Annotated in this window: 13 protein-coding genes; 3 read left to right on the forward strand and 10 right to left on the reverse strand. The window is 46.8% G+C overall.

The features are described from left to right. The first annotated feature begins 24 nt into the window (after positions 1-24). A complete protein-coding gene (locus tag J7E78_RS06945; protein ID WP_215075515.1) occupies positions 25-447 on the forward strand; it encodes a MarR family winged helix-turn-helix transcriptional regulator in 423 nt (140 codons plus the stop codon). A 30-nt stretch (positions 448-477) separates the two neighbouring features. After that, a complete protein-coding gene (locus J7E78_RS06950) occupies positions 478-1,821 on the forward strand; it encodes an MFS transporter (RefSeq protein WP_215075516.1) in 1,344 nt (447 codons plus the stop codon). A gap of 151 nt (positions 1,822-1,972) precedes the next feature. Here J7E78_RS06950 and J7E78_RS06955 read toward each other — a convergent pair whose 3' ends face one another. The 3 genes from J7E78_RS06955 to yicI form a co-directional block, all read right to left on the reverse strand. Beyond that, positions 1,973-3,274, reverse strand: coding sequence for an MFS transporter (locus tag J7E78_RS06955; RefSeq protein ID WP_215075517.1), 1,302 nt, complete (start codon positions 3,272-3,274; stop codon positions 1,973-1,975). A gap of 166 nt (positions 3,275-3,440) precedes the next feature. Then, positions 3,441-4,451, reverse strand: a complete 1,011-nt coding sequence (locus J7E78_RS06960) for a phosphotransferase family protein (RefSeq protein WP_215075518.1) — start codon at positions 4,449-4,451, stop codon at positions 3,441-3,443. A 74-nt stretch (positions 4,452-4,525) separates the two neighbouring features. Then, positions 4,526-6,847 (reverse strand): alpha-xylosidase, encoded by a 2,322-nt coding sequence (gene yicI, locus J7E78_RS06965; RefSeq protein ID WP_215075519.1) that lies wholly within the window; start codon positions 6,845-6,847, stop codon positions 4,526-4,528. Between the two features lie 172 nt (positions 6,848-7,019). Between yicI and J7E78_RS06970 the strand changes: the two genes are divergently transcribed. Continuing rightward, positions 7,020-7,940, forward strand: coding sequence for an AraC family transcriptional regulator (locus J7E78_RS06970; RefSeq protein ID WP_215075520.1), 921 nt, complete (start codon positions 7,020-7,022; stop codon positions 7,938-7,940). 155 nt (positions 7,941-8,095) lie between these two features. Here J7E78_RS06970 and J7E78_RS06975 read toward each other — a convergent pair whose 3' ends face one another. From J7E78_RS06975 to J7E78_RS07005, 7 genes are all read right to left on the reverse strand, one after another. Next, complete coding sequence (locus tag J7E78_RS06975) at positions 8,096-9,016, reverse strand: hypothetical protein (protein ID WP_215075521.1); 921 nt, start codon at positions 9,014-9,016, stop codon at positions 8,096-8,098. A gap of 387 nt (positions 9,017-9,403) precedes the next feature. Further along, positions 9,404-11,263 (reverse strand): adenine deaminase, encoded by a 1,860-nt coding sequence (locus J7E78_RS06980; protein ID WP_215075522.1) that lies wholly within the window; start codon positions 11,261-11,263, stop codon positions 9,404-9,406. A gap of 310 nt (positions 11,264-11,573) precedes the next feature. Further along, positions 11,574-13,949, reverse strand: a complete 2,376-nt coding sequence (gene helD, locus J7E78_RS06985) for an RNA polymerase recycling motor HelD (protein WP_215075523.1) — start codon at positions 13,947-13,949, stop codon at positions 11,574-11,576. Between the two features lie 244 nt (positions 13,950-14,193). Further along, the gene (locus J7E78_RS06990; protein ID WP_251034844.1) at positions 14,194-14,685 is read right to left on the reverse strand and encodes a pyridoxamine 5'-phosphate oxidase family protein; all 492 of its coding nucleotides are present in this window, start codon (positions 14,683-14,685) and stop codon (positions 14,194-14,196) included. Between the two features lie 150 nt (positions 14,686-14,835). Next, a complete protein-coding gene (locus J7E78_RS06995) occupies positions 14,836-15,903 on the reverse strand; it encodes an FUSC family protein (RefSeq protein WP_215075524.1) in 1,068 nt (355 codons plus the stop codon). A 300-nt stretch (positions 15,904-16,203) separates the two neighbouring features. Then, entirely contained in the window at positions 16,204-16,926 is a 723-nt protein-coding gene (locus tag J7E78_RS07000) for an HD domain-containing protein (RefSeq protein WP_215075525.1), read from the reverse strand. A 1-nt stretch (position 16,927) separates the two neighbouring features. Beyond that, a complete protein-coding gene (locus J7E78_RS07005; RefSeq protein WP_074094504.1) occupies positions 16,928-18,367 on the reverse strand; it encodes an NAD-dependent malic enzyme in 1,440 nt (479 codons plus the stop codon). Positions 18,368-18,527 lie beyond the last annotated feature (160 nt).

Below are 18,527 nucleotides of genomic sequence, written 5' to 3' on the forward strand. Positions count from 1 at the left end.
TGGAAAGCGAGGTCTAGCAATCACATGGACTATACACTGGAACAATCTGTTGGATTCATGCTGGGTTTCACACATCGTAAAGCTGTAGCTTTACTTGCAACGCGATTCAAACCTTATGATATTACGACAGAGCAATTTTCTGTTCTCTTTAATGTTGACCGCGGTGAAGGTGTGAATCAGAAGGAGCTCGCTACACGTGTCTTCAAAGACCAACCCACCACTGCGCGGATTATTGATCTGCTTGAGAAAAAAGGCTGGGTAGAACGCCGGACCAGCGAACAGGATCGCAGAGCCTACCTGTTATATCTCACCACGGAAGGCAAAGCGTTAATTGATATCCTCGTTCCGATTGAAAGAGAAATGAATAAAGAACTTGCTGAAGGTATATCTGAAGACCAGATGGAAGCATTTAAACATACTCTTTCCCTCATTAACCGCAACTTGTAATGAATCACAACTCAGGGGGAATACATCATCATGAAAGAACAATCTACACAACAAGTTAGACTATGGACCACTGATTTTATACTGCTGATGCTGTGCAACTTTTTGTTATTCTTGCAACTGCACATGATCGTCTCTCCGCTTCCGTCCTACGTTCAGGAGCGATTTCATGCTAATGCGTTTGAGGTCAGCCTCTTCACCTGTCTGTTTGCACTAAGTGCCATTGCAGCCCGTCTCTATTCCGCGAAAGCACTGGAGAAGGGCCTTCGTAACGCCATGATCTACATAGGCCTGTCCGTAGCCCTGCTGGCAACGCTCGGCTATTATTTTGCTGCCGGCATAGCTGTGCTCTTGTTGCTGAGAATGTTGTTTGGTATCGGGTTTGGTATGAGCAGTACCGCTTTTCCAACGATGGCCTCGGACATTGTGCCCGTCAAACGAATGGGTGAAGGTATGGGATACTTTGGTCTATCGACTAGCCTGGCTATGTCTATGGGGCCAATCATTGGGGTGACTCTGCTCCAGGGTGCTGGCTTTGTAACCCTCATGTTATGTACTGCGGGTGTCCTCGCTGTGATCTATCCACTGAGTTATTCGCTGACACGCAAAAAAGCAGTCAGAACCGATAACAGTACAACCATCATGCCACAAGCCACAACAAGTGCTTCAGGATCCAACCCGAAACAGAAAATACCTTTCAACCGCAAGCTGATTCTGCCAAGTGTGCTGAACTGCCTGTTATCCATCACCTATGGTGGACTTGTCGGATTCATCGTGTTGTATGGCAAGGAAGCCAATCTGGCCAATCCTGCGCTGTTCTTTTTGTTCAATGCACTCGCCGTGTTATTGGTTAGACCATTTGCCGGACGAATCTATGACAACAAGGGTCCAAAAGCACTGCTCATTCCAGGGGCAATATTCGTTGCTCTCGGCCTCATTCTGCTCTCGTATGCAACCTCCATGTCCGTCTTGTTCATTGCTGCCTTTATTTACGGAATCGGTTATGGTTCCATGCAGTCGTCCCTGCAGACCTGGATGATTCAAGTTGTATCTCCTACTCAACGGGGTATGGCTAATGGCATGTTTTTGAACTCGCTGGATCTGGGGATTGCGACCGGTGCCCTTCTTCTCGGCGCCATTGCCGCCATAACCAGTTATACCGATATGTACCGATATTCCGTGATGTTTATGATTCTGTTCTTGCTTATATATCTGATTCAGGGAAAACGAAGCGGCAGCTTCTCCATTGAACCTCATGCTCTGCTCGCTCATACTCATATCACTGCAACGGAACCACCTCAAGATCAATCCAAGAATTCAGAATCTGGAGCTGGCAACACCGAAACTAGCCAGTCGAATAAAAGTAAACACGAATGATTGGTTAAGGTCATTCTGAACATAAAAACGCGTTCACACCGAGAAAGCAAATTTATCCGCTTTCTTAGGCGTAAACGCGTTTTATTGGAACAGATCCGAATGTTAAAATTAAGACAGCATGGAAATGAATATAGCATTCAGCACCGTCTATCTAAAATGGACTTTTCTTGCGACCTATGGGAGTATACCTTCTACTTGTCTCGATCACATCCATAGATGTTTCATCCGGTTTCTGCTTGCTTCCTGAAGTAGGTTGATCTCCCTTATCCGGCTTAACTGCGAATAATGTGAGCAACCCGCCCACTGCGCCAGACGCAGCGAGCACACCAAAAAGCAAGAAATGATGAGAACCGATCAGCAACGAAACGACAGGTGGACCGAGAGATACCCCAATGAATCGCATGCTGCTGAACAGAGCCGTGATTGTGCCCCGCTGTTTTTTGTCCACGCCTTCTGTAATCAAGGCATCCAGACATGGTAACGTTGCACCTATTCCGGCACTTCCCAATGTGAAAAGACCTACTACAACATAGATATTATCGAATAAACCTATAACGCCAAGGGATACCGTCAGAAGCGCAAGTCCTGCGAAGCCAAGCCATTTCATTCGCGTTTTGTTCTTTCCAATCCACTTCCCTGCCAGGAAAGAAGACAGACATAACGCTGCCAGCGGAATCGCAAGGACAAGTCCTTTAAGAACACCTTTCAGGGCAAATTCGCTCTCCAGCGTTTCGGATAGATAATATAACACACCAAAGATGACAAACATGCAAATACCGCCGATTGCAAACAACGCATACAACCAGCGTCCCTTTTCTTTCAATACGTCACGAATGGATGCCACAAATTCAGGAAAGGTGGGAGGCTTTTCTTTTTTCCGGGGAGTCTTCACCAGGAAAATAACAAGAACCAGTGAAAGCACACAAAGTATAGGAATAGCCATGAATGGCGCATACCACAACCAGACCGCCAGCGCTGCACCCAGAATCGGACTTATGACTTTACCAAACGTATTCGAGGTCTCAATGATCCCCAGGCTTTTGCTTACTTCGTTCTCATCATTGAACATGTCCCCAACCAATGGGATAACGATAGGAAATGCGCCGGCAGCTCCTATTCCCTGCAATAACCTCCCACCCAGCATGGTCCAGTAGGCTATGTTTCCGTTCAACATCCATGCTGCCACACCAGCTACTGCACCTCCGACGGCTGCAATGATAAGGCTGGGAATGATAACTGCTTTTCTGCCAAAACGATCCGACAAGTACCCTGCAAGAGGAATAAGCAGGATGGCAACTATAGCGTAGACTGTAATGAGCATGCTGACCTTGAATGCAGATACTCTCAATTCACGTTCAATCTGTGGCAGGATTGGTATAAGCATGGAGTTACCCAAGGTCATAATTAAAGGGATGGAAGCAAGTGCGACGAGGTCCCACTTTTTGTCGTTCATACCACAACCACCTTTACAGATTCTACACACAACAGCATTATTGTGCTTGTTTCGGAGGTTGATTATTCAGGACATGCTGGATGTTACCGCTTGTTCACACAAAAAGCTGCCTGCACGTATTCGTGCAAGACAGCTTCTTTGGGTTCAATATTGCTTTGGTATGAAGTTAGTTATATCCAAGTTGCTTCCATTGCTCCAGTAAATCCAGCGTACGCTGGTGATACTTCTGACCATCTTCAGGTTGATTGACCTGATGTTCATGAACGTAGGCATTAAAATACGAAGACAGTATTCGGTACGCAAGCCTGCGTGCCTGTCCTTCAGCCGATGAGTCCAGTGGACGATCATATCCTTCATGAAAATCCGCTGATTCTGTTGACAATATGGCTTCAAACTCCCTGTCGGCAAACATGGAACGATCTCCGTCAATGATGGCCGCAATGTTCAGCTCACCATTTTCCTGATGAACAAGTACATTTGCTTCCCACAGGTCATTATGAACGAGTACCGGACGGGTCACTTGATCGAATAAGTCTTTATTCTTGATGAAAATAGCTGCGATTTCTTCCCCCACACCTGACATATAATCGGCTTGTGCCGCTTTAAGTGCCGTTTCTTCTGCAAAAAAGTGCAGCACCTCGGACCATTGATCCGAGCCTTTAATCGTCCCATCTCCTTGCGGCCAGCCAAACGATGCACCCTCGATCTGATGCATGATGGCGGTATACGCGCCAAGCTGATGGTACAATCGCTTTTTGTCTTCCTTTGAAATGGATACGTGATCCAGTTGCTTACTCGGGATAAACTCCATAAACATGTACGTTCTTGGAATGATGGATCCGCTGTCATCACAAGCGATAATGTTGGGAGCAGGAATGCCTGCCTTGCGGTAATATTCATACACAATCGGTTCAGCCGCCATCATCGTACGTTCGAACGAAAAAAGGGGATCACTCGCAGAACCAGCCACCATCTCTCCCCGCTCTGGAGCCAAACGTAAAATCACATCCGTATAGGATGTATGTTCAAGTTGAATCCGATAGGTTGTATTAAAAAGTCCACCTTGCAGGATACCAAACCCCTTCACTTTAGTATCGCTTCCAAAATCAATCTCTACCAGATGATGCAGCATCTCTGATGATATCGTGCGGTGTAAACCCGAATTCGTTGTACTCATTTCATTCGATCTCCTATCTTCTTAGACAAACAGACGGCACCTTTTGGTACCGTCCTTTCGTCTACTATATCATGTTACAGTTGAATTGTAAGTGCAGTTGCGCCTGTTGCTGGCGTAATGACAACAACATTGGCACCACCAGACACCTGGGACCCACCTTCAACGTTAGATACACTCTCCATACCGCGAAGCACCAAGTTCCATGGTTTGCCTGCACCTTCAGCACGAACTTCCAGCACTGATCCATTACGTGTAACGTTAACCGTCAGCTCCTGTTCAGCCGCTTGGTTCACAACGACAGCTTGAGCCGTTTGACCATCAGCCAGTTCGAACAAGTGCAAGGACACATCATTCGCAAAGTCGTAATCCGGTTTGCTATCCACAGCACCGACAGCGATCAAGCTATTTGGCTTAACCATCATTGGCAGTGTTTTGAAGTCATGGTTTTCACTGATCCAGCGTCCACCTTGTACTTTCGCTCCTGTCAGATAGTTCGTCCAAGTTCCTTCAGGCAGGTAGTAGCGCACATCACCTTCCTTGTTGAAGATTGGAGCCACCAGAATGGAATCACCAAACATGTATTGCGTATCCAGGCTATAGGTTGTTGGGTCCTCTGGGAAGTCCAGCAGCATAGCACGCATCATCGGAATACCTCTTACCGTCGACTCCACCGCAGAATTGTACAGGTACGGCATCAGGCTGATTTTGAGTTTGGTAAAGTCACGAACAACGTCCACGGATTCCTCGTCAAACAACCAAGGCACACGATACGAAGTGCTGCCATGCAAGCGGCTGTGTGAAGATAAAAGTCCGAATTGTACCCAACGTTTGTATACATCCGGGCTTGCTGTGCTCTCAAAGCCACTGATATCATGGCTCCAGAATCCGAAACCGGAAAGACCAAGTGAGAGACCACCGCGAAGCGATTCAGCCATGGATTCATACGTGGAAGAACAGTCACCGCCCCAGTGAACCGGGAACTGTTGCCCACCTGCTGTTGCAGAGCGTGCAAACAGGGCAGCTTCGTTTTTGCCAATTTTCTCTTCGAGCAATTCAAATACAGCTTTGTTATAGAGCTGTGTATAATAGTTGTGCATTTTAACCGGATCAGAACCATCAAAATACACAACATCTGTCGGAATTCTTTCGCCGAAGTCAGTCTTGAAGGAATCTACACCTTGATCCAGCAGGACTTCCAGCTTGCTCTTATACCAATTCACAGCATCCGGATTCGTGAAATCAACCAGAGCCATACCTGCTTGCCACATATCCCATTGCCATACGCTGCCATCGGCTGTTTTGACCAGATAGCCGTTCTCCATACCTTCATCGAACAAGTAGGATTTTTCTGCAATATATGGATTGATCCAAGCACAGATTTTAAGACCCTTTTCTTTCAGACGTGCAAGCATACCTTCCGGATCCGGGAACATCGCTTCATCCCATACGAAATCAGACCATTGGTATTCCTTCATCCAGAAGCAGTCAAAATGGAATACAGACAGCGGAAGATCACGTTCAGCCATGCCATCTACGAAATGGTTAACCGTTGCTTCATCATAATCCGTTGTGAATGAAGTTGTCAGCCACAGACCAAATGTCCATGCTGGTGGAAGCGCTGGCTTACCTGTTAATTTCGTATAATTATCAAGTACATCCTTAGGATTGTCACCGCCGATAATGAAGTATTCCAACGTCTCGCCTTCTACGCTGAACTGCACTTTAGATACATTCTCGGATGCAATCTCATATGATACGCGTTCCGGATGGTTTACAAATACGCCATATCCTTTATTGGACAGGTAGAACGGAATGTTTTTATAGGACTGCTCACTGCTTGTACCGCCGTCCTCATTCCAGGTATCGACGATTTGGCCATTCTTAACAAACGGCGTGAAGCGCTCACCAAGTCCGTAAACGTATTCACCAATACCAAGATCCAACTGTTCGCGGAAGTACGCTTCCTTGCTTGGGCCTGTAATATAACCAGCCGCTCTTTGACCGCTACCTGTAATCCGTTTTCCTCCATACAGGAAGCTGATGTCCCAACCGTTTGTTTTGTCAATTTGAACTTCTAGGTTGCCACTTTTCAAAACAGCGCCTTGTTCATTTTTTGAGATGTCAACGTTTGCATCTTGCGTGTTAAGCTCAAATACAGGCCCTTTTTTCACTCCGCCTTTATGGTGATTCAGAGTTACACGAATAACGTTAGGCATAGGTGAGCTGTACGTTGCTTTCAGCAATGTACCGTTCAGAGTGTCGCCTTTGGAACGAATATATTTAGTTGCCGCGTATACGGTCACAGCATTGTCTTTTTGCACAATATCACGAATGTCAGTCGGGTTTTGAATCTGGTACCCTTCACGAGTCATCCAGAATCCATCAGTAAATTTCATGTTTTCTTTCCCCCTTTGGTTATATTATAATGATATTGATATTTATAACGAATTTCTTCTCTTATTTTGACCATATATATCACGATTTTGATAATAACCATCCGATTCTTGAACATCACCACCAATCTATGGAAACGATTACATTAATAATGATACAAAAGGAGACTCTGATATGGAACGTGAACGATTACGGGAGGACCGGATTCACGGCAATGCCATGTATCCCGTCAGTGTGTACCCGGATATTCAACAACTGAACGGGGATAGCATTCTCGATTGCCACTGGCATGATGAGATGGAGCTCACCATGGTGACCAAGGGCTGCGCCGTCTTTCAGATCGATATGAACACCGTCCAGGTTCAAGCTGGAGAAGCCATTTTCATCAATCGAGGCGAGATTCATGCGGGGTATCTGAAGGGTGATATACCCTGCGTATTCTCTTCGATTGTATTTAATCCCGAGCTGCTTGGCAGCCGTACCTTCGATACAGTCCAAGAGAAATTCATCGGTCCACTGGTACGCAAAACGGTGATTCCCCCCAGTCACATCAAGGCAGATGAGGATTGGGGACAAGAAATTCTGGATCTCCTGAAACGTATCTTTGCCGATCATGCTACCCAAACCGAAACGTGTGAAATGTCAACAAAAGCGTACCTATACCTCATATTTGCCCGAATGTTCGAACATATGAGACCTGCTCCGCTCAAAGGCACCATGGCTACAGGGAGTCATGACAAGGTAGAGCGCCTGAAATCCGTGCTCGGTTATATCCACAAGCGTTATCCTGAACCATTAAAGCTGAAAGAACTGGCCGATGAAGCCAATATGAGCGAAGGACACTTCTGCCGTTTCTTCAAACAGATGGTGCAGAAAACCCCTGTTGATTACATTAACTATTACCGTGTTCAACAGGCCTGCGTTCAGCTTGAGAATACGGATCACAAGATTGTTGATATCGCACTGGATGTAGGTTTTGAGCATCTCAGCTACTTCATCACTACATTTAAAAAGCATAAAGCCACCACACCTTCACAGTATCGCAAAATGTTCTATGAGAACGTAGCCATGGAATCTGCCTTGGTTCAGGTATAAAAAAAGAAGGTGCTCACAGCTATTCAGCTGTAAACACCTTCTTGATCCACTTCCTCTTTCCAAGAACGAACAAGATAACGCTCTGAGGCACGTTGTCTCCATTAGAACTCATTTCATATACTACTACATGTAGCGCTAAGGATTTTATTGGCGTCTTACTTTTTCAGCGTCTTCCATGAAGTGTACTCATGTACGGAGAAACCGTTAAAGGACGCATGTACTGAAGCCATTTTTTCGACCAACTTTAATTGTGTTTCCATATAAGCAGATCCCTCTTCATAAAAAGTAATGAAGTCACCTTCCTTACTTTGCTTTGTTTCCACGGCGATCGAGATCGTCTTGCCAAGCAGAGCTGCTTCTGCAAGTTCATCCTTCGCTACACTATAGATTGCAGCAGCTGTATCGCGGTAAGCCATAATGGTGATGGAATCAAACTTGCGAATCATCCAACTGCTCACGGCCATCGTGGAACCCGGAATTTTGTAGTTATCGAGCCAGAAAGGCAGATCAGCTGCTACCGGCATCTTCATCCGCGATGCTCGTTCAACAATGTACTCCACATTGCCTTGCCACTGGGTAATCACACTGGCCTGATTGGTTTTCCATTGTGGGTGCACATGTGGCTCAATATCCAGATGAATACCAGCAAACTTCTCATTGGACAACGCCTGCGCCTGATATGCCTCGATCCAGTCCAGGAAAGATGCAATCTGCTCCCGACTTTCCGTCAACCCCCAAGCTGATCTTCCGTCCATGACGTCAACCGCAATGTTCTTGGCTCTCGCCTGACGGATAAAACTTTTATACTCAGGAATCTTTATATCCCGGTTCATCTGCAGATAGACCGTATTGATCTTGTTCGCAGTAGCGTAATTCAACACCTCTTGAGGATTACTTCTGATCTGGGTGGTATCCCACACCCAAGTCGCTCTCACCGGCACATCAAGTTTTCCATGAATCGTTGCATAACTGTCGACTGAACCATCCGCAATGGCTTTGGAAGAACAGGCTGTACTCGCACACAGGATCAAACAACTCAGTAATAAGATAAAACGGTAACTCCTTTTGCTTTTCATATTTGTACACTCCCTCTGAAGTTATCAGCTCTGACGTGCAAATCTGGATGAAATTGTGTCGTTTCATATTCATTTAATGGATACTTATTAGGTACGACGAATTCAGATTGCTTCTATATGCAATATCATCTCTAAGACTTACGACGAAAGAATCATATAACTATATTTCGGGATTTCGTAGTTCTGTATGTATAGTTCAAAAGTCACAATTATTCATTGTTTTCAAATTCAATCCTTATTTCAGCATGACTTCAGTCATTATTGCCATATGTACACCAAGCTCCAGAAGACCTAGAAAGCTATTTTTTTCCAAAAATACACAAAAAAACCGCCCTGAGGCGGCTTTATATGGAACCCTATTTAATGATGTCTAGTCGACATTTCTGTTCATTCATTACCCGATGGAGCTACCGGTGTATTGTCAACCACTTCATCGAAAAGGGACACCAGTTCAATACCTTCTGCCGAGATCCGAACAAGACCCTTGTCAGACAAACGTAATTCTGGAATCACAACCAGCGCGAGCAACGAAAGCGTCATGAACGCATTATTCAACGTACATCCTGCAGACTGTAAAGCTTCACTGACTGCTGCGGATTGGGCTGCAACGACTTCGAAAGGCTCCGTTGACATCAAACCTGCAATCCGCAGCGGGAATTCGGTTACACCTGCTGCCGTTACCACGGCGACCCCGCCCTGCATACGAATGACGCGATTACCTGCTTCAGCCATTAGCACATCATCATTACCGATAATCAACAGGTTGTGACTATCATGAGCAACCGTCATCGCAATCGCTGCAGATGATGTGAAGCCGATGCCTCCAACAAGCGCTACCGCTCGATTCCCGGTTTGTTTGTGACGCTCCAATACCGCAATTTTGCATACTTCCCCTGAAGTTGAAACCACAACCTTGCCGTTCTCTACGGTGACTGGCAGGTGTTTTTCCTTCGTATCCACATGGTTCTCTGTGACATGAATGATTTTGGCACCAATCGTCCCCTCTGGAATTGGTGCAGCCAATTCCAGATCTTCTGGCCGAATATTAGCTTCTAACTTCACCGTGTTCAGCGCTTCCTCAGGGTACGTGAAGCTGTCCCATACCGCCGTCATTTTCCCATTCTCAGCCACGACTTGCCCAGCAGCAATTGTCATGCCCACACGCACATCCGCCAACCGGCCATCCAGCAGAATAATATCGGCTATATTGCCCGGAATCACCGCACCAATGTCACGCGCAACTCCGAAGCGCTCAGCCGTGTTAATGGTTGCCATTTGGAAAGCAGTGACAGGCTTCACGCCTTGGGAGATTGCGAGACGAACAACAAAGTCCATATGCCCTTCTTTGAGCAGGGATTCAGAGCTTCGGTCATCGGTCACCAGCATCATCCGGCGTGTATCCAGTCCAAGCTCAGTGCAGGCTTTGATTGTCTCAGCCACATCATGCCATGCCGAACCTTGGCGCATCTTCGCGTACATCCCGAGTCGCAGACGTTCAACCACATCTTCCTTGGTCACACATTCATGATCCCCTGTAACGCCACTCGCTGCATACGCTGGCAGACGCCAGTCATCTGCAGCCCAGGTGAAATGACCGTCTGCCACTTTACCTGCCCGGAGGGTCGCCTGTATCTCACCGATCATCGTCTCGTCCCCGTAAACTACCCCAGGGAAGTTCATCACTTCACCAAGACCAATCATGTCCGGGCCCCAGGAAAGGGCTTCAGCGACCTCCTCAGGTCCTATATAAGCACCCGTCGTCTCCAGTCCGGGGTGAGTTGAAGGCACACAGGAAGCCACCTGCATATAAGCAGCCATCGGTGTGGTCCGCGCTTCATCCAGCATCAGTCTCAGACCTTTGAGACCAAGCACGTTAGAGATCTCATGCGGGTCAAAGAAACCTCCGGTTGTACCTGAAGGCAACACCGCTCTTGCAAACTCGGTTACTTTCATCTGTGTACTTTCGATATGGCAGTGTCCATCCAGCAAACCAGGAGCGATATACTTACCGTTTGCTTCAATAATCCGGGTATGTTCTCCGATGGTGTGGCTTACATCTTTACCAACATAAGCGATTCGAGCTCCCTGTACAGCTATGGACATCTCCGGCAAAATCTCACCCGATATCACGTTTACCAGCGTACCTCCCCGAATGACCAAAGTCGCCGGCAAATCTCCCCGTGCTGTAGCGACCAGATCAGGTACGCAATCGGCCATAAGTGGCCGTTCAAAAGATGGTTTGTTCATTTTGTTGCCTCCTTTAATAAACGATCCAAAAAAATATATTGTTACGATTATATGAGCCCGGACCTCGTGTGTAAAGAAAAATCACATCCATTGTGCTTGAATACAAATTATGAAGTCATATTTATCCATGGAACCCAATCCTTACGAGTTCACGTTAGGTATTTTCATGTAATACGATCACTTATATGGCTGGAACCTCATCACGTATAATTTCCTCGTTAAGCTAGCTTCTTCCCGATATATGTATCATATACAGAAAGACTCCCGTTCGATTGAACGGAAGCCTTCTTCATGCATATGAAGTGCTATGTCAGTCCACTTGCGCAGCAGACACCTTGCCAAGATCATACCATTCTTCCGACTGGGCGGTAATGAACGGGCTCGGTGTACCCACGCAGTAAACGTGCAGCAGATGCATCGCTCGTGTACAAGCCGTGTAGAACAATTTTCGTTCATGCTCCTGAGCATACTGCTCCGCAGAGCCATCATAGATCAGGACAGCATCGAACTCGACACCTTTGGCCAGATACGCCGGGATGACATGAACCCCCTGCTCAAAAGCCAGCGTCGTTTTCTTGATTAACTTCGGTGCTGTGGGCAGCGCCTTACTCAATGCAGCATGGACATCTCTGCTCTCTTCCGCAGTCTTGCAGATAACTGCAACCGATTCGTACCCTTCCTTAATCAAGTGCTTCAGGTCTGACGTGATCACGTTTATATGACGCTCTGAATCAGAAGAAACGATAACTTTAGGCTTCTCCCCGCTGCGGTTAAATGGAATAATCTCTTCCCCACCAGGCACCATACCACGTGTAAACTCCACGATCTCGCGGGTAGATCGATAACTTCTGGTCAGCTCAATCACTTCCGTGTTGTCTGGTCCGTATAGGTTAGTTAAGGGTCCTGTTCCACTAAGTACTGAAGAGTGGGCGTAGATTGCCTGATTAAAGTCACCAAGTGCTGTTACTTTCGCCCGTGGGAACAATCTCTTCATAAATGCCAACTGAAACGCAGAATAATCCTGGGCTTCATCAATAATGACATGACGAATATTGGAGTTAATATGGAATCCAAGCATCAGCTCACGCAGGTACAAGTATGGCGTAATATCTTCATATGCCAACTCCTGAAGCTTCAATCTGCGTAACGTCATATTACAGATTTCATCCCATTGAGCAGGCAGCGCTTCGTCACCCAGCAATCGCTCCATCTGAGCCTGATCGTTGAACAGATGTCCATATAATTGTCTTATATCAACAAATCGTAAGGACTTAATCCATTTTCGCAACGGTTTGAGTCGGTCACTGACGACCATCCGTGCCAGAATTTCTCTTTCCTGCTCAAAGTCATTAAACGTATGGGTCTTTCCTTTTTGCTTGCGCTTCAACCGCTGATAGGCACGTTGCAGATCCTCCGCCTCCATCAGATCAAGCTGCTGATCAACCCAAGGTGCGTCCAGTTCACTTTTACCAAAGGCAGACAGTTCTTTCAGCATCCAGTCTCGCAACATCTCCAGTCGGCTCACCAGCTTAACGGACGACTCGAAACTGTAGAATTTCTCAGCTATAGCCTCTGACGTGACAATCGCTCGGCCCTGGAAGCGAACCGGCTTGAATTTCATGCCACCTGACAACATGCTTTCCTTATAGCGCGTAATGACTTTCAGGAAAGTTTCGGACGACTTGAAGCGAATGCTGGACATGCGAACATCGTAATCGGGATCTTCCGTCCCCGTAAGTACGTATTCAAGCTGAATAAACGGATCTTCCAGTTGATATTCACGACCCAAACGGCGCTCCAGATACTCCTGGAAGGTCGTTTGCAACATGTTTTCCTCCCCAAGCTCAGGCAGTACCGTGGAGACATAACTGTTGAACATTGGATTGGGTGAAAAAAGAACCATCTGATCCGCTTGCAGATGCTCGCGATATTTATAGAGAAGATAGGCCACACGCTGTAGCGCTGCGGATGTTTTGCCACTGCCGGCCGCGCCTTGCACAATGAGCATACGTGTCCGGTCATTGCGAATAATCCGGTTCTGCTCCTTCTGAATGGTCGCTACGATACTCTTCATCTGTGCATCCGATGTTCGACTAAGCACAGCCTGCAACAACTCATCACCAATCGTAACTCCCGTGTCAAACATAAAACGGATACGTCCGTCCCGAATGACAAACTGCCGCTTCATCTCGATATCACCGCTGATCTCCCCGCTTGGAGTCTGGTACGTAATTGGACCCGGCGCTCCGTCATAATACAGGTTAGAGATTGGTGCACGCCAGTCGTAGACCAGAAAGGATTCTTCCTTCTCATCCAGTAACGATGCGATACCCAGATAAATGCGTTCTGCATTTGGATACCCGTCTTCCTTGAAATCAATGCGGCCAAAATACGGTGAATGATGCAGTCGTTTCATTTTGTCCAACGCAGCCGCTGTATTTAGATGGCTACGCTCCCGATCGGACAGTACCTGTGACTGCTGCCTCATGCTGGTTGAAGTCTCCCCGACATCATCCGCTTCACTGAAGTTCATCGTAACTTCGTCCCAGAAGTCTTTTCTCATGCCAACTACTTCGTCCCGGAAGGACCCTACTTCATCTTCTAACGTTGTGATCTTGCGTTCAATCTGATCGGTCACGGTGTTGACCCGTTGTTGTTCCTCATTCCATTGCTGCTCTGTACTCATATATTAATAGCCCCTCTTTCCCCGGATTGTGTCCTCAAAATCCCATTTGACAAGCCCGAAAAGGCAATGGTATAATTATTAGAAAGTAAACATTTTAATTATATGTTAATTAGTTCTAATTTTCTGAAAACCATTTTTTATTGTACCAGTGACAACGTCCCGATGCAAGCGGAGGCGTTTTTTGTTGTTTTCTTCTTCATTATTACCCAATCATCGGGTCCTCAACTGACTTAGCTACTCCTGCCTACTTCCGTAATTCTTCAATCGTCTCTTTCCAGCGTGTAATTGCTCCAAGTTCATCTTTTAATTGAAAGGTTATTCCTGAAGTGATCTCCGCATATGGCGCGTGATCCACACGTACATGAAGCACTTGTGCTTGAAAACGATCCCTCGGATGAACAGCTCCCTTAAGCTCAGGCAGCCGTTCTACTTCTATACGGATATGCAACAATCGATGTCCTTGAACCGCAATCAAGGTAGCCTTGCCTGTTTTGCTCATGTTCATACTGGTCTGTGTACCTTGCCATAAAGCCAGTCTAAGCTGATGCGGATTTATCGCAATCACTTCCCCCATACTGATCATCGCCTGATGCGGCCACTGATCGTCAGATACGGTCAGCAGTTGCATGGCTTCATGCTGTTTATGCTCCAGATTTGTCCCACTCAACCAATCCATTAGTTCAGCGTCCAATTCTTCTATAATCATGTCTCTATCCCTCAGTTCGTTAAAATTCATTCATGCCCTTCAGCCATATGTATGACAAAACAACCCGGACACGATGGTCCGGGCTATGTTGTAGTTCCATTGTATATGATCACGAAGCAGGTACGCAATTCGCACTTAGAGGGGTTGTTCAAAAAGTCTAATTTTGATTACGAATCATGCCTAAGGCCACTTAAGCCAATTCAAAATTTTGTCCTGTGATTCTTTGTCTTCACTGGCGCTATGCACATGTTCGGCAAGTCGATTCAAACGTTCCAGTTGATATCCGTAATCATAGATCGCAGCAGCCACGATGGACAATCGTAACATCCCTTCCTTGTCGATATCAAACTGGGTGATCGCCTGCTCCATGAAACGGTCATTATCCAATACAAACTGTGCGGCCTCTTCCCCATTAGGTTTCAGCTTATCCTCGAACTTGAGCAGTGCATGCTCATGAAATTTGATAACCAGTTCTAGATGTGAGTCAAAAAACTGATCCATGGCCGTTGTCCGCGGTGCCTGGAAATAGTGGCGTTCCACCGAATCCAGCACCTCATACCCTTTTTGCAGACTCAGCAGCATTTGTTTGTAGACCACCATCTGACGAGTTTCGCTGATTTTCGAACGTTTCATCTTTTTCTGTTCCTCTTCGAACAAGTTATACTTGTCGGACAAAGACTTAATGGAACCGCCCAGGTTGCTTTTCTCCTCCCGGAATACAACTTCCTTGATCTCATCCGAGATCGATGTTCGCAGAAGCAACGACATACCGCTGAATACACTATGGATCTGCTTCACGAACTGAAGCTTCGGTTTCGGAGGAAATACCGTAATGTTGATGAGAAACGCCGATACAATACCAACCAGTGTCAACAGAAAACGATTGAGTGCAAAATGCCAGTCACCCGAGGCTTCCATAATGGATACAACCGTGACCAGTGTCAGGCCAACCGTCTCACCCATATTCAATTTAAGACAGATCATGATGACAAGTACAATAATTAATCCAACGGCAATTGGCTCATTGGACAACACCATGCCCCCCACCAGGGCGACAATAGCTCCCAGCGTGGTCGTTTGCAATTGATCCAAGAAGTATTTCCAGGAACGATAGATGGAAGGCTGCATGGCGAATATAGCCGCGATTGCGGCAGGCACGGGAGATTGCGGGTTCAAGAACAGGCTGCTTAGGTACAAGGCAAGCGTGACCGCGATCCCCGTCTTAAGTACACGTGCACCAAACGACATGGTGGTGACCCCTCCTCTTTACCGAACCTGAAATTTTACATTTGATAATCATGTTCATTATTACCCCATATTTCTTTTTTTGCCTGAATTCATTCAGGAGAACGATTTATTGTACCATGTAAGGTCTTCCGTTGCCATGTCATAAGTCAGAGGTATTGTGAAATTGATTTCTTTATGTATGTTAATACACATTATTAACCCAAAAAGAAGCAAATCTTCAAAATGGATGTTCGCCACTTCAAAGATTCGCCTCTGTTACTTATGATACCTCTGTGGAATGCTCATGCTTATTATGCCTGCCTAACGGTCCGTGCCCTCCCACTCCCTTTTGAACTGGTCCACAAACTGCACCATATAATCATGACGCTGTTCCGCCAGCTCCTTGCCATAGGAGGTATTCATCAGATCCTTAAGCTTGAACAACTTCTCGTAAAAGTGATTTATCGTTGTGCTGCGCCCATTGCGATATTCCTCACGGGTCATCTGCTCCCGTGGGAGAAGGGATGGATCGTACATCTCACGCCCTCTGGCTCCTGAAAAGGCAAAGGTTCGTGCGATCCCAATCGCACCCAGTGCATCCAGTCGATCTGCATCCTGTACAACCTGTGCTTCAAGCGAACTGACCGCAGGACGCTGTCCTCCCGCATATGAGATGGTACTAATAATACCCACAACCTTATTACGTATATCCGGGTCAAGAGGCTGGGTATCCAGCCAGTCATTCAGTTTGGCCATCCCGGCTTCCAAGCTCTCATTCAGCTTCTCATCCGGTACATCATGTAATAATGCAGCCAGCTCACAGACCAATGGATCTGCACCCATGCGTTGAGCGAGTTCAACCGCAAGTGCGGTTACCCTTTCAATGTGCGGCCAGTCATGACCATCACTATGCTTGGATGAGTCCCCTTGAACAAAGGATCGGGCGGCGCGCAGAACGGACTCTCCTGCCGTTATCCCATCTATATTATGCATGTTCCCTAATTCCTGCAGATTCCCGCCAGGTTGAAGAGGGTTCTCTGACATCTTACGATTCCCCGCCTTCACGGGCCTGTTCACGCGGAATACGGCGAGCTACACCCGTCTTAATAGCTGCTTCAATCACGCGACTGCGCATCGATTTGACCACTTTATCATTGAACACACTCGGAATAATGTAATAACGCGTACGCTCTTCGTCCGTAATGGCCGATGCAATCGCTTGAGCGGCTGCCAGCTTCATTTCTTCATTAATTTCGGTGGCTCGGCAATCCAGAACTGCCCTGAAGATGCCTGGGAAACATAACACGTTGTTGATCTGATTCGGATAATCGGATCGTCCTGTTGCCATTACAGCCACAATGTCTTCCACCAAGGCAGGCATAATCTCAGGTACCGGGTTTGCCATTGCAAACACGATTGGATCCTCTGCCATGGTCTGTACATCTTCGCGAGTTAACAGATTCCCGCGGGACAGGCCAATGAACACATCGGCTCCACGAATGACATCACGCAGCGAGCCAGTCTCCAGTTCGGGATTAGTACGAGCTGCATAGTCACTCCAGACTTCATTCTCATAGGTTTGTGTCCGTACAATCGCACCCTCACGATCGACACCTATAAGCCGGCTGGCTCCTGCAGACAATAATATATTGCTGCATGCTACACCTGCTGCACCGATACCACAGACCACAATCTTCACATCTTCAATGGACTTGCCCACCAGTTTGAGCGCATTGATCAGACCCGCATATAACACAACCGCTGTGCCATGCTGGTCATCATGAAATACAGGAATATCCAATTCCTCATTCAGACGACGTTCAATTTCGAAACAACGCGGTGACGAGATATCCTCCAGATTAATGCCGCCAAAACCAGGTGATATCGCTTTCACCGTACGTATGATTTCCTCGGTATCCTGTGTGTCCAGGCAGATTGGGAAAGCATCCACACCTGCAAACTGTTTGAATAACATCGCTTTACCTTCCATGACAGGCATCGCTGCACGAGGCCCAATATTACCAAGCCCAAGCACTGCACTGCCATCAGATACGACGGCCACTGTATTCCGTTTAATTGTCAAGGAGAAGGCTTTGCCGGGTTCTTCTGAAATGGCTGAACATACACGAGCCACATCCGGAGTGTACACACGTGACAGATCTTCCCGGTTTTGAATCGGGGTCTTTGGTGTTACTTCGATCTTACCGCCCAGATGAAGCAGGAACGTCCGATCCGATACATTAATAATGGACACACCTTTAAGCTGGCGCACCCCTTCTATAATTTTACTGTTATCTTGTGCATCTGTAACTGCGACCGTCAAGTCGCGCACGCTTACATCCTGATTGGTGGAAATCACGTCGATGGCAATGATGTCTCCCCCAGCTTCCGAGATGGCCGAGGCCACTTCGCCAAACTTGATATCCTTAGTTGTCATTTCCAGTCGAATAATAATGCTGTTCCCATCCAGATTTCTTTGATTCATTTCCATTCCTCCCAGACTGCAAGTCTTGAGTTACATGTTACGTGTTTGTCTTCGCTGCGCGGACACGTTTATCCTTCATCTTGTCCAGAAAAAGTCGTTCAACAGCCAAATGCATAAAATAAAAAAGATGCCCTGAACACCAATGTGATATGCTCCCCCC

It is taken from the genome of Paenibacillus polymyxa (assembly GCF_018614975.1).
In the GTDB taxonomy this organism is placed as follows: domain Bacteria; phylum Bacillota; class Bacilli; order Paenibacillales; family Paenibacillaceae; genus Paenibacillus; species Paenibacillus polymyxa_E.